This is a genomic window from Raoultella sp. T31, assembly GCF_002806725.1.
In the GTDB taxonomy this organism is placed as follows: domain Bacteria; phylum Pseudomonadota; class Gammaproteobacteria; order Enterobacterales; family Enterobacteriaceae; genus Klebsiella; species Klebsiella electrica.
The window spans coordinates 16,402-30,726 of record NZ_PIBO01000039.1; the positions used below are offsets into that span (position 1 = coordinate 16,402).

The 14,325-nt window shown below is 46.1% G+C and carries 12 protein-coding genes; 1 reads left to right on the top strand and 11 read right to left on the bottom strand.

The genetic code is table 11. The annotated features are described in order from the left end of the window. Positions 1 to 111 precede the first annotated feature (111 nt). Genes CWM52_RS21065 through CWM52_RS21090 form a run of 6 tightly spaced genes read right to left on the bottom strand, consistent with a single transcriptional unit; the run spans position 112 to position 6,738 of the window. Entirely contained in the window at positions 112 to 1,257 is a 1,146-nt protein-coding gene (locus CWM52_RS21065) for a glycosyltransferase family 4 protein (protein ID WP_160702724.1), read from the bottom strand. Continuing rightward, entirely contained in the window at positions 1,258 to 2,148 is an 891-nt protein-coding gene (locus tag CWM52_RS21070; protein WP_100685871.1) for a glycosyltransferase, read from the bottom strand. Beyond that, the gene (glf, locus tag CWM52_RS21075; RefSeq protein WP_100685872.1) at positions 2,145 to 3,299 is read right to left on the bottom strand and encodes a UDP-galactopyranose mutase; all 1,155 of its coding nucleotides are present in this window, start codon (positions 3,297 to 3,299) and stop codon (positions 2,145 to 2,147) included. Before glf ends, CWM52_RS21070 begins: the two co-directional genes overlap by 4 nt. A gap of 18 nt (positions 3,300 to 3,317) precedes the next feature. Beyond that, complete coding sequence (locus CWM52_RS21080; RefSeq protein WP_100685873.1) at positions 3,318 to 5,216, bottom strand: DUF4422 domain-containing protein; 1,899 nt, start codon at positions 5,214 to 5,216, stop codon at positions 3,318 to 3,320. 14 nt (positions 5,217 to 5,230) lie between these two features. Further along, entirely contained in the window at positions 5,231 to 5,971 is a 741-nt protein-coding gene (locus CWM52_RS21085; protein ID WP_100685874.1) for an ABC transporter ATP-binding protein, read from the bottom strand. Next, entirely contained in the window at positions 5,971 to 6,738 is a 768-nt protein-coding gene (locus CWM52_RS21090) for an ABC transporter permease (protein WP_100685899.1), read from the bottom strand. Before CWM52_RS21090 ends, CWM52_RS21085 begins: the two co-directional genes overlap by 1 nt. Before the next feature lie 1,365 nt (positions 6,739 to 8,103). Between CWM52_RS21090 and CWM52_RS21095 the strand changes: the two genes are divergently transcribed. Further along, positions 8,104 to 9,108, top strand: a complete 1,005-nt coding sequence (locus tag CWM52_RS21095) for an NAD-dependent epimerase (RefSeq protein WP_100685875.1) — start codon at positions 8,104 to 8,106, stop codon at positions 9,106 to 9,108. 398 nt (positions 9,109 to 9,506) lie between these two features. On the opposite strand, the gene ugd is transcribed toward CWM52_RS21095, so the two are convergent. From ugd to rfbB, 5 genes are all read right to left on the bottom strand, one after another. After that, entirely contained in the window at positions 9,507 to 10,673 is a 1,167-nt protein-coding gene (gene ugd, locus CWM52_RS21100; protein WP_004864551.1) for a UDP-glucose 6-dehydrogenase, read from the bottom strand. Positions 10,674 to 10,847: 174 nt separating this feature from the next. Beyond that, entirely contained in the window at positions 10,848 to 11,402 is a 555-nt protein-coding gene (gene rfbC, locus CWM52_RS21105) for a dTDP-4-dehydrorhamnose 3,5-epimerase (protein ID WP_100685876.1), read from the bottom strand. Positions 11,403 to 11,413: 11 nt separating this feature from the next. Then, on the bottom strand, positions 11,414 to 12,337 hold the full coding sequence (gene rfbD / locus CWM52_RS21110; protein WP_224742566.1) for a dTDP-4-dehydrorhamnose reductase: 924 nt from the start codon (positions 12,335 to 12,337) through the stop codon (positions 11,414 to 11,416). Continuing rightward, complete coding sequence (gene rfbA / locus CWM52_RS21115; RefSeq protein WP_100685878.1) at positions 12,337 to 13,206, bottom strand: glucose-1-phosphate thymidylyltransferase RfbA; 870 nt, start codon at positions 13,204 to 13,206, stop codon at positions 12,337 to 12,339. Before rfbA ends, rfbD begins: the two co-directional genes overlap by 1 nt. Positions 13,207 to 13,244: 38 nt before the next feature. Then, complete coding sequence (rfbB, locus tag CWM52_RS21120; protein WP_100685879.1) at positions 13,245 to 14,309, bottom strand: dTDP-glucose 4,6-dehydratase; 1,065 nt, start codon at positions 14,307 to 14,309, stop codon at positions 13,245 to 13,247. Positions 14,310 to 14,325: the final 16 nt, after the last annotated feature.

Genomic DNA, 14,325 nt, shown 5'->3' on the forward strand with positions numbered 1-14,325 from the left:
CCTTGACGCTTAGATTATAAACGCGATTATATTTTTTTTGATAGCGTTTAATGTGTAGGTTGCCAGTTTTTAAAGACAGGTAAGATGAAAGCGTCTTAGCTTCATCAAAAACTACTCTTCAACAACATCACGGTATGTTTTTAATGTTTTATTGATGATCATCACACTCGAGAATTTATCCTGAATGCGCTTTCTACCATTAATGCCCATTGCGACGCGAGTTTCAGGGTTATCTAACAGGAAGCCGAGCTTTTCCGCCAGTTCTTCGACAGATTTACTTTTTACAATCAACCCATTATCGTTATTGATAATTAAACTATCGCAGCCACCAACATCATAAGCAATACAAGCGCGCCCTACCGAAGAGGCTTCCAGCAAAATACGCGGTACGCCTTCAGCATAGACTGACGGCAAAGCAACGATATTTGATTCTTCAATCAAATCAAAGACATTAGAGCAATGACCAAGCCAGTTAATCATGCCTTCACTTTGCCACTGCTGTACCGTCGCGAGCGGAATCGCGTCTTTGTCATTTTCCACTAAGATACCGGCCACATTCAGCGTAAAGTGGATATTTTTATTGCTCAGTATTTTTTTGGCTTCAATCAGATCGCCAAGTCCTTTACTCCACAGCATCCGACTGGCAAAAAGGACGACCGGGACATCGCGCTGTTGCTCCAGAGAATACTTGTAAATCTCGGGGTTAATACCTGCACCATCAATCACAATAGTTTGCTTGTAATCGATACCAACAAGGTCGGCGAGTCTGGCTCTGTCTTTATCATGTTCGAACATAAACAAACTGCATTTGTTACTGGCGATATACTTATATGCCATAACCGTAAAATTACGCAGCAGTTTAAGGCCGACTGACTCCGCGGAAAACACCCGCCCTAAACCGACAAAACTCAAAATAACAGGCCGCTGGGTACTTTTTGCCAGAAAGCCACCGATCAAACACGGCTTGATCGTAATGCAGTGCAACAAGTCCGGATTTATATTTTGAATAATTTTCCGCGCCTGAGAAAAGGCCCGAAAGAAAATCAAAATGTTGAATGATTGAGCGACAAGAGGGATGTTATGACAAATAAAACCTAATGCCTTAAATTTTTTTGCTATTTTATCTTCGACAAAATGGCTAATAATGTGAATCTCATAACCGGCATCTCGGGCGGCAATTGCACGATCGGTCCAATGCAAATCAAAGTACCAATCCGAATTTATGAAATAACACAGTTTTTTCATTGCTATGTCCACTTAGTGAAACTTACCGCTGATTCCTTTTACACCATGAATAATCCCACGGCATAAAAACTTTAGATATACCCATTTCCGGCGTTGCAGTGGGAGTATCGAAATATATTTACAGAGGCGTAAAAGGATTGATAAACGACTAAAAACCGCCACTTCTGTGAATATTCTCTTAGCCAAAATCAAATTTCGACAAAGATAGTAAACCTTCCACTCAGGCGATATAACCTTCCCCTGGATACTCACATCATGGGTAAACACAAGCTGCGGATTATAGGAGATTTTCTCGCCACTTAAAGTTAACTGATAACCAAAGTAGAGGTCATCAAAATAAAGAAAAAGCTCATCATAAATATGCTGAAGATGCGCATTCAAAACTTCACGTTTAATGATCATGCCAACGAATGAAACCGTCTGAACCAGCGTTTCCTTATTATCTGGTACAAAGCGTTGGGGATCCTTGATATATTGCAAGGTATCACTAAACGAGGTCGGAACTTTTGCGAATGGGACATTCATCGCGCATATACGGCCCTGCAAGTCTTTCACTAGCGCCGTATAAACACGGCAATCGGCTTTATTTATCGCGGCAAACTTATCCAGAATATCACTTTGCGGATAAGCATCATCGTCATAAAAGAAGATCCAATCGCTATCAACAGAACGACATATGTATTCACTACCGGCCTTGAAACCTCCGGCCCCACCGTTGTTACTGGCCAGATTTAAAACAATAACACGCGAGTCCGTGATTGTCTGGAGCCAGTCAGCGGTCCCGTCCGTGGAACCGTTGTTGACGATAACAATAGAGGCAAAGTTCAGCTTAACAGTTTCAGCAACCGTCTTCTTTAGCTTTTCCAGACGGTTAAAAGTGACTATTAATGCAGTATTTTTCATCGTACTTCGGCCACGAATACAGGCATCGCTTCGTCGTTGGACAATGAAGACAGATATTTATCGGCCGTTTTCAGTGCTTCTGCAATCGTGACATCCATATCAAGATAGCGATAGGTGCCTAAGCGTCCGACGAAAGTGATATTTTTCTCACCTTCAGCCAGTGATAAATATTTATCCAGCAGCGCCATTTCGCCCATCTGGCGGATGGGGTAGTACGGAATATCATCTTCACCGCAGGCGCGGCTATATTCCTTATAGCAGACAGAGCCTTCGTGGTTCTCCCACGGGGAAAAATATTTATGTTCAGTAATTCGCGTATACGGAACATCAATGGAGCAATAGTTCATGACTGCGCAACCCTGATAATCACCTTGATACGTAAATCGCTCAAAGTCCAGAGTACGGTAGCCAAGACGCCCGTGCTGGTATGAGTAGAACGCATCTAGTGGGCCGCTATAAAATACATGATCGTAATTTTCGCGATTTTCAGCAGCAAACTCACGCTGTAATTCCAGAGTGATATTTTCATGATCGGCGATCGCTTCAATCATATGGGTATAACCAAACTTCGGCATTCCCTGGAATTTATGATTAAAGTAATTATCGTCATAATTGAAACGTACCGGCAAACGTTTAAGTATTGATGCCGGAAGTTCAGAAGGCTGCATCCCCCACTGTTTAATGGTGTAGCCTTTGAAGAACGCTTCGTATAGTTCTTTACCAATGAAACGCAAGGCCTGCTCTTCAAAAGTCTTCGGTTCCATAATGGAACTATCGCCTTTTTCGCTAATGAGCGCCCGAGCCTCATCAGGAGAGCAGGTTTTAGCAAAAAACTGATTAATGGTATGCAGATTAATTGGCAGAGAAAAAACCTGGCCATTGACCGTGGCTTTTACTCTGTTCACATAGGGCATCATTTCCGCATACTGGTTGACGTAGTTCCAGACGGTTTCATTGTCCGTATGGAAAATGTGCGGGCCGTAAACATGTACCATGACATCAGTCTGCGGATCGCGGGTGTCATACGAATTTCCGCCGATATGGTCTCGCTGGTCGATAATTTTAACCTTGTGACCTTGTTCAGCAAGCTGACGGGCAATGACCACGCCTGAAAAACCTGCGCCGACGATGAGAATATTGTTACGCTTCATAATGTGTCTCCAGTTGCATTAGCCAAGAATCGTACGGCGAACTTTATAATAATATTTAATGAGCTTATTTCTTCTTGGTGAACCGACAGGAGCATATTTATTAACATATGGCATCAAAGTTCTTTTAATCTTTGTCTGCAGCAACACAGTTTGCTTCAGTTCACTATTCTGATTATGTCCTGCCGAGGCCACAGGTAACTGACGATAGTAAACTTCTTTTTCCCATGGGGTATTTAAAACATTTTCCAGAAAATCATCATAGAAATCGACTTTCTCAGTATTCCATGGTTTGTTTTCACCCGCATAGTGAATCATTTTCGGATTTCTTCTGGCCTGCAGAAAACGCATATAGGTCGCGAACTTGAGGTTTGGGAAGAAATCATCGGTATTACCATTGCCATGGTATACGTTCCATTCCAGCGGTAAAAACTCGACTCTGCCAAAGAACACTTTGTTCATGATATCCTGATCTAAGAACCAATATTTTTTGGCTTTCAGGGCTGCCATCAACTGGGCAAAGGTGTTCTCTTTAACCATTTGTTCGACATTGAAAACGATAATCCCGGCCTGGAAATATGCGTCAGGATTCGTCATTCCTAATGTCTTTTTCAGGTACTGCTCTGCGGGCATAATGCCATCATCAGATTCTGACATCGTGCCAAACTTCACAAACCCTTCCATGACAATATCTTTAACCGCAGCAACCAAATTGCTACCGATATTAACATCCAGAAGCGTCGCCAGATCGGCCTTCACGACGGTATCAGAATCGATAAACACAACTTTTTTATAATCACGGAAAAGTTGCGGAATGAACAAGCGGGCATAGGTCGAGGCACTAAAATGCGCGCGGGTATGCACATCGCTTATCTCAGTGAATGAATTCACATCGAAAAAGCGCAACGATATGTTGTTATGACCAGCAACCAGATTGATAAGGCGTTTTTTATTTAGATGACTAACCTTGTTTTCCAGAACAACAATATCATAGTTCTTATTCGCATCAGAATGGCGCACAATTGAATTTATTAATGCCCCACCACTTAATGCATAGTTATTATCAAAGCTGATAACAACCGGAACACTAGCCGCAACGTCAAAAACAGGATTTAACTTACCATTAAATGTTTCAGTAGTGACAAACGTGCGCTGTAGTTCTTTTATTTTTAGCTGTTTATCTTGTTGGCATTTAATGATATAGATATTGAATAAACGCTCAGCAATGTGTCCAATCACACGTTTCTCTTGAGCATTATAGTTATTCATCGAAATCCGGTTTTCAAGATTAGACAAAATAGCAAAAAGCCATTCTGAATAATCCACAAACATGTCTTTGCGCATAACAAACATGTTCGTGTAATAGCCATCCGTTGCATTATTGAATTGTTGAATCGCATCTTTATATGTCGGATACAACTCTTCAACAACTTCCAGGGCGGACTGATAATCTTTGATATGTAAAAATTCACCTTTTGTATAATGATCAAGGTTATTTTTACTCCCTGCGAATGTTACCGACCATTTTTTAGGTAACAGCAGATCATATCCATCGACGCAGGTCTGTATAGACTCATCACTTAATCCGAACTGATTTTCATATTCAGCATTGATCGCCGGGTAGTTGACCACTCCCCAGTTATCCTCAGGATGATTTTGTTGTTCGGAAAAGTTCAGATGTCGACGGTAATGCATGAATCCAACATAATCAGCGAGGGATTCATTCTTCCACACCCAATAATGGGCCGTCAGTTCACAATAAAAAGGATTTTTAAAGGAAATGTTGTCTCCGCTATCATCTCCTTCACAGCCAATATCATTGTAGGTATTCGCTTTCCCGACATGCAGTGGTTTAATAATAGAGGCGTTTAGAAAAGCACTGGGTTTGTGGTGACATGTGTAAATTTTAATACTGTTCATCTTATTACCAATTATTAAGCCATTGCTTGTCTGTAGAGTTCGATGATTCTCTCAGCTGAGCCAATTTCGCGGAGTTTGTGGTCTTCGATCCAAACAACCCGATCACAGATTTTTTCAACATCACTCATATTATGGCTAACGAATAATATCGTTACACCTTTATTTTTGAAGTCTTTTATTGTCTGGATACACTTGGCCTGGAACGAAATATCACCAACAGCAAGGACTTCATCGATAATAAGGATATCGGGTTCTACCTGACTGATGACAGAGAATCCGAGTTTCGCCAGCATACCACTCGAATACACGCGAATAGGCTCGTCAATGAAATCCCCTAACTCGGAGAACTCTACTATCCGATCCATGCGCTGCTGAACTTCTTTGCGGCGTAGACCAAGCAGGGTTGCATTGAGAAAAATATTTTCCCGACCGGTTAATTCAGGATGAAAGCCGCCGCCTAACTCAAGCATCGAGGCAACACGCCCCTGAGTGGTGACTGTGCCTTTCGTTGGCTTAATCACCCCGGCCACCAGCCCGAGAGAGGTACTTTTCCCTGCTCCGTTACGGCCAATCAGCGCGACGGCCTCGCCTTTACCAACGGTGAAGGTGATATCTTCGATCGCAAGATATTTACGCCCTTTTAACAGCTGAAAAGCTCTTTTCGGGTGAAATACGAGATCCTTAATGCCTGAGCCAATATGATGGTAAAGCGGATACTCTTTCGTAACGTGACTAAAATTTATTACTGGTTCCATTACAAAATCTCTGCAAATCGATATTTTAATTTATTAAAAATACTCAGGCCCACAATTGTCAGGACTAAACCCGTAATATAAAGGATTGAAATATATTCATAATTTAAGACGCCATCCATGAACAGCTGCCGCCAGCTGAGGATCATGCTTGCCAGAGGATTATAGGTAATAATCCAGCTAAATTTTTCCGGAATCATATCTGACGCATATAATATCGGTGTGCAATAAAACATGAGCATGATGCCAAGGCTGACAAATCGCTCTAAGTCCCTGAAGAACAGGTTTAGCGTAGAGAATATGATTGAGATACCAAAGGTAAAAATCACCTGACCCAGTGCAATGATGGGTACGCCCCAGATCCATGATAGCGACGGACGCATACCATAGACGAACAGGAATGCAATAATCACCGGAATCGTACACAAGAAATGTAGCCCTTCCATCATGACATTACTCAACGGTATGACTGAACGCGGGAACACCGTCTTTTTGATTATTTGCGCATTGGCTATAAAAGAGAACAGGGAGTTGGTTGCCGAGCTGGCAAACCATTGCCATGGAAATAATCCGGTAATCAAGAAAAGAGTATAATTCGGAATCTGCACTCGCATAACGAGCTTAAAAATGAAATAATATATCATTGCAAATAGCAGCGGGTTTGCAATTGACCACAGGTAACCAAATACGCTGCTTTTATAACGCACCTTTAAATCTTTGTTTGTTATGACAACAAGAAGATCAAATAAATACCCTATATTATACTTCATTTTTATACTCATAAATTATTCTACAAAAAATTCCGTACGTAATATGTATCAAACAGAATTATCGATAACATCTGCTGCGTTCAAGAGGCGAACAGCTATTCCCATAACTGGAGACCAATTGTAACATTATTTTGCGAAAGCAATCTGCGAACGATGACTTCCGCACAGGTCAACACTGCAAAACCGGATATAAGCCCTGACCTCAGTAAAAGCTGAATGAAAATGTGGTTCTGGTGGAAACACATACAACATCCCTTCATTTTGTAAACAAAATGTTAAATCGTAATCGCGGGTTTATTCTGAAATTCAGACACGCTACCGCCATTGGCTATCGCAACCAAAACGCGGACTCCCCTCTCAAAAGTGCCTGTCTACCCGGTCTTACCGTAACGAGGAGGATACACTCATCGTTAGCTCAATAATCGTTGCTGGCGCAGAGTTCATGAAGCCATCAACAGACTCGTCAGCGTTCAGCTAAAAAGCTAAAACACACGGACAGCCGTATTCATCTCAGCTCTCCGGACTCGCATCCATCGCCACACGGCAACAGATGCACCACTACTCTCCCCAGTTTATGGCATCCTATCTATCGGGACTTTCTCATTTCACCCTTGAAACCCAAAAATACGTCACTCTCAACAGTATGGCTGCGATAGCCATACGGCTGGATTACGCATCGCGACGTAAGTCACGCAGAGTATCAAGTTCGCGGGCAGATACCGGTAGCACCACCAGGTAACACTCTTTCTCCCCCTCTTTGACATAAAAGCGGGTTTGACTTTTCTTCCACGGTGGTTTCGCCCGTAGCTTCGCAGGATACGTTGTAGAGCATTATCAATAATGCATCCGTACGTTGTGAATTCCGCGCGCATTATAGCTCTGGTCCGGGAGAATAAAAATGAAAAAGCATAGCCAATCCATTCAGCCCAAAAATATACATCCGTTGCACATTATTCGAACACCGAACTAAAACAACATAACCACATGATAGTAAAAGAAAAAATAGTCTTCACTGTTATCATTACGATAGTAATGCTGAATGATTATTCAGGAATTGTTCGGAAAATATATAAAAAGAAACAATATTGAACAGACTCTGTCTTCCCCCGCTGGGCTTGCATCCACACCCGAAAAACTATCGCCAGCAGGAACGATTATTATGCAGGCGTACCAATTCAATAATGATTATCATTTGCAATTTCATCTTAAATCCTCTGCGCTCACAACGCCCCGGTGCGCATGCCCCCTGCTCGTTCTACGGTACCCACTTATATCCTGCAACGGTAAAGCAGATGATCCCTAAGGCAAGCCAGTGTAAAATCAGCAAATATATATAGCGGGGAACACCGATCCCGGAGGATGAATATGAAGTTTTTAGTCACTGGAGCCGCAGGATTTATCGGCTTTCATGCAAGCCAGCGCCTTCTGGAGGCGGGTCACGAGGTTGTGGGCATCGACAACATGAACGATTACTACGATGTTAATCTCAAGCAGTCTCGCCTGGATCTCCTGCAATCCCCCCTGTTCAGCTTTTACAAAACCGATCTCGCCGATCGCGAAAGCATTGCGCAAATTTTCGCTACTGAGAAGTTTGATCGCGTGATCCATCTGGCAGCGCAGGCAGGCGTGCGTTATTCGCTGGAAAACCCTCACGCCTATGCTGATGCGAATCTGATTGGTTATCTGAACATTCTGGAAGGCTGCCGACATAACAAAGTTCAACATCTGCTGTATGCCTCCTCAAGCTCCGTGTATGGGCTGAATCGCAAGATGCCGTTCTCCACGGATGATTCGGTCGATCACCCGGTTTCCTTATATGCGGCCACCAAAAAAGCCAATGAGCTCATGGCGCATACCTACTCTCATCTCTATGGCATTCCCACCACCGGCTTACGTTTCTTCACTGTTTATGGCCCGTGGGGACGCCCGGATATGGCGCTGTTCAAATTCACGAGGGCGATGCTGGAAGGTAAGAGCATCGACGTCTATAACTACGGGAAGATGAAGCGCGATTTCACCTACATTGATGACATCGTGGAAGCGATTGTCCGCGTGCAGGATGTCATTCCGCAGCCAGACCCTGAATGGACCGTAGAAAATGGCTCGCCGGCCAATAGTTCAGCCCCTTACCGGATCTACAATATCGGCAACAGCTCGCCGGTGGAGTTGATGGACTACATCACCGCTCTGGAAGAAGCAATGGGGATGATCGCTGAGAAAAATATGATGCCTATCCAGCCAGGCGATGTCCTGGACACCAGTGCGGACACGAAGCCACTGTATGATCTGGTGGGCTTTAAACCGCAGACGTCGGTCAAGGATGGCGTGAAGAACTTTGTGGACTGGTATAAGGCGTATTACAGCGCCTGAGTTGTGACCTGATTCGTTCTGAACCGCAATAGCCCGGGTTGCGGTTTTATCCTTCCCACGCGTTACCGAATCGTTGCCGGAGCATCCGCGTTGGCCGCAACGCCTGCCTGTCTTGTGCTCAATCCCATGTCTACAAAAACAAAAAAAGCCCGCGTAGCAGGCTTCTTTTCCCTTCCGGCGCTTATCTCCGGCATCTACATCTCAGTGACGGTAGCTCTTCACAAGGTATGATTTAACATATCTGACCAGCGCAGGCCGGGCAATGAGTTTAGCGCAAAATTACAGGCTGCATCACATTACAGAGATCGCTAATAAGGAAAGTAGAAGATTGGTGAAAGCGGGGGCAAGGACGGAATGAGGCCAGCGGCAGCACCGCTGGCACCCAGCATCAGAACAGACTAATCGTTACCAAACAGATCGCGGGTATAGACCTTATCCGCAACATCAGCCAGCTCTTCCGCCATACGGTTAGAAATGATGACGTCAGCTTCTTGTTTGAAGGCATCCAGATCGCGAACGACGCGGGAATTAAAGAACTCATCCTCTTGCATCACCGGTTCGTAAATAATAACCGGAATACCTTTGGCTTTAATGCGCTTCATAATCCCTTGAATCGAGGAGGCGCGGAAGTTATCTGAGCCGCTCTTCATGATCAGGCGATATACCCCAACCACTTTCGGTTTACGCGCAAGGATAGAGTCGGCAATAAAGTCTTTACGGGTACGGTTAGCATCGACAATCGCACCGATGATATTGTTTGGCACCGATTCATAGTTTGCCAGCAGCTGTTTAGTATCCTTCGGCAGGCAGTATCCGCCGTAACCGAATGACGGGTTGTTATAGTGATTACCGATCCGTGGGTCCAGGCAAACACCTTCGATAATCTGCTTGCTGTTGAGACCCTGGCTTTCCGCATAGCTATCCAGCTCATTGAAATACGCTACCCGCAGAGCAAGATAGGTATTAGCAAACAGCTTTATCGCCTCCGCTTCGGTCGAATCGGTAAACAGCGTCGGGATATCCTGCTTAATTGCGCCTTCCTTCAGCAGGTTAGCAAAACGCTCTGCGCGTTCCGAACGTTCACCAATGACGATACGAGAAGGATGAAGGTTGTCATACAGCGCCCGGCCTTCACGCAGAAACTCCGGGGAGAAGATGACATTGTCGATACCCAGACGCTCTTTAATATCACGGGTGAAACCGACCGGAATGGTCGATTTGATGATCATGACGGCGTTGGGGTTAATCTCCGCAACATCACGAATAACGGCTTCAACGGTTGAGGTATTGAAGTAGTTGGTCTTCGGATCGTAGTCAGTCGGTGTGGCGATAATGACATAGTCAGCATTGCGATATGCATCTTGCTTGTCAGTTGTCGCACGAAAATTCAGCGGTTTTTCGGCCAGATATTCCTGAATCTCTTTATCGACAATCGGCGATATCTTCTGATTCAGCATATCAACTTTAGATTGTACGATATCCAGCGCGACCACTTCGTGGTTCTGCGCAATCAGGATGCCGTTCGATAAACCAACATAACCGGTACCGGAAATAGTAATTTTCATTCGATCACACTTTAATCAGTTAACTGGACGGCGGCATAGTAGCCACCCTGTAATCAATACTTCTGGCGGTTGTACTCTTTGAGAAGATAAGTGTCAAGAAAGGCACCAAATGGCGCTATTAAAAAGGCCCTGACCGGGCCTTTCAGGAAGCATAAATAATCATCAATAGAATATTTATTTATACACTTCAGCGGTTGCCAGAGTATGGGCCTGCATATCTTTCTCTGACAAAGAAAGCGTGCAGCTGTCCAGTTCAGGCCAGTTAATATCAATATCCGGGTCATTCCAGAGAATGCTACGCTCTGACTGTGGCGCGTAGTAGTTGGTCGCTTTATAGACAAACTGCACCGTCTCGCTCAGCGCCATAAATCCATGCGCAAACCCTTCCGGGATCCACAGCTGACGTTTGTTTTCCGCACTCAGCACCGCCCCAACCCATTTGCCAAAGGTTGGCGATGAACGACGGATATCCACCGCCACATCAAAAACCTCACCTTCCACGCAGCGCACCAGTTTGCCCTGTGAGTGCGGATCCAGCTGATAATGCAGACCGCGCAGCACGCCCTTCTGCGACTGCGAGTGGTTGTCCTGCACAAACTCGACATGACGACCGACCGCCTCGTCAAACACCTTGCTGCTGAAGCTTTCGAAGAAAAAACCGCGCGCATCACCGAACACGCGGGGTTCAAAAATCAGTACGTCAGGAATGTCTGTTTTAATAATATTCATCTTGTATGCCCTTACTTGCCTGAAACTTCAACGACCACGCGCTCTACACCCTGACGCCAGTCCGGGAGCGTGACACCAAATACGCGCTGGAATTTCTCATTCGACAGGCGGGAATTCAGCGGACGTTTTGCCGGTGTTGGATAGGCCGTTGTCGGGATCCCGTTAACCTCATTGATAGCCAGCTGTACGCCGTTCGCTCGTGCCACGTCAAAAACAAAGCGGGCATAGTCATACCAGCTCGTTTCACCGCTGGCGACCAGATGGTAGGTTCCGGCAACCGCTTTATTATGCAACTCCTCACGGATAGCGATGGCAGTGCAGTCCGCCAGCAGCTCTGCCCCGGTCGGTGCGCCGTGCTGGTCATTAATGATCGACAGCGTCTCTTTTTCAGCGGCCAGGCGCAGCATGGTTTTGGCAAAGTTCGCCCCACGCGTTGCATAGACCCAACTGGTGCGAAAGATCAGATGTCGGGGATTCCCTTGCTCCAGCGCAATTTCTCCGGCACGTTTGGTTTCGCCATAGACGTTGAGCGGCCCGGTGGCCTCATCTTCCTGGCGATAATGGCTACCCAGACCGTCAAACACATAGTCGGTAGAGTAGTGGACCATCAGCGCCCCCAGTTTTGCCGACTCTTCCGCCAGAACCGCCACGCCCTTATCATTCAGCAGGTCAGACAGTTCACGCTCGCTTTCAGCTTTATCTACCGCGGTGTGGGCCGCCGCATTGACAATAACGTCCGGTTTTACCTGACGAACAGTTTGCGCAATGCCTTCAAGATTCGTTAAATCACCGCATAATTCTTTATCGAAATAATCAACGGCGACCACCTCACCCAGCGTCGACAGCGAACGCTGCAGCTCCCAGCCAACCTGGCCGTTTTTACCAATCAGTAAAATTTTCATTATTGAATACCCTGTATGCGATCGGCAGGCGATTAACGTTCGTTAAGCAGGCGTTTGAGATAAGCGCCATATTCGGTTTTCTTCAACCGTTCTGCCTGTGCCGCAACCCCTTCGGCGCTCAGCCAGTCATTGCGGTAGGCAATCTCTTCCAGACAGGCCACTTTCATGCCCTGGCGCTTCTCAATAGTGTGAATGAACTGCGAAGCCTCAATCAGGCTGTCATGAGTACCGGTATCGAGCCAGGCAAAACCACGGCCCAGCAGTTCAACCTGCAGGTCGCCACGATCCAGATACATCTGGTTCAGGGTGGTGATTTCCAGCTCGCCACGCTCAGACGGCTTCACCTCTTTCGCCATTTCCACAACATTGTTGTCGTAGAAATAGAGTCCGGTGACTGCCCAGTCTGATTTTGGTTTTAGCGGCTTTTCTTCAATCGACAAGGCGCGGAAGTTTTCATCAAACTCCACCACACCAAAACGTTCCGGATCGAGCACCTGATAGCCAAACACGGTGGCGCCTGATGTTTTCGCGGCCGCCGCATCTAGTTTCTTGCCAAAACTCTGGCCGAAATAGATGTTATCGCCCAGTACCAACGCACAGGCATCATTACCGATAAATTTCTCACCGATAATAAAGGCCTGCGCCAGACCGTCCGGAGACGGCTGAATGGCGTAGCTGAAGTTAACCCCAAACTGCGAACCATCACCCAGCAGACGCTGGAAGGCAGGCATATCTTCCGGCGTGGTGATGATCAGAATATCGCGGATCCCTGCCAGCATCAGCACAGACACCGGATAATAAATCATCGGCTTATCGTAAATCGGCAGAAGCTGTTTAGAGACACCCTGGGTAATCGGGTACAGACGCGTACCGGAGCCACCGGCCAGAACAATACCTTTCATTTGTCAGTTTCCTTAATGAGTGAGCCAAGCCAGGACAATTAGTTATTCAGACCAAGACGTTCACCGGCATAGGAGCCGTCCAGCACACGCTGCCACCAGTTCTGATTGTTCAGATACCAGTGAACCGTTTTTTCAATTCCACTTTCAAAAGTTTCTTGCGGGACCCAGCCCAGGTCGCGCTGAATTTTTGCTGCATCAATCGCGTAGCGCAGATCATGGCCCGGACGATCTTTCACAAAGGTGATGAGATCGGCAAACTGGCTGATGTTGCCCGGCTTCTGTTCTACGACTTTATCGAGAATGGCGCAGATAGTACGTACTACATCAATATTCTTACGTTCGTTATGGCCGCCAATGTTATAAGTTTCACCGCTCTCACCTTCGGTGGCGACTTTATAAAGCGCACGCGCATGATCTTCCACATAGAGCCAGTCACGAATCTGTTCGCCGTTGCCATACACCGGCAGCGGTTTACCCGCCAGCGCATTGAGAATGGTCAGCGGGATCAGTTTTTCCGGGAAGTGATACGGGCCATAGTTGTTTGAGCAGTTAGTCACCACTACCGGCAGACCGTAGGTACGGTTCCAGGCACGCACCAGATGGTCACTCCCGGCCTTAGAGGCAGAGTACGGACTGCTTGGCGCATACGGCGTTTCTTCCGTAAACAGGTCATCAGTGCCGTGTAGGTCACCATAAACTTCATCAGTAGAGATATGGTGGAAACGGAACGCCTGCTTCTGCGCAGCATCCAGGGTAGAGTAATGGTGACGTGCCGCCTCCAGCAGGGTAAAGGTGCCGATCAGGTTAGTCTGAATAAAGGCCGCTGGACCATCAATTGAGCGGTCGACATGGCTTTCTGCCGCCAGGTGCATCACGATATCCGGACGGAAATCGCTGAACTGCTCCGAGACGGATTTAGCATCGGTGATATCAGTTTGAGTAAAGGAGTAACGTTCGCTATCGGCAACCGTCGCCAGAGATTCAAGATTCCCCGCATAAGTCAGGCAATCCATCACGCGTACTTCGTCCTGGGTATTTTCAATAATATGACGTACAACTGCAGAACCAATAAAACCCGCGCCGCCAGTGACAAGGATCTTCATATTTAATCTACCTTTA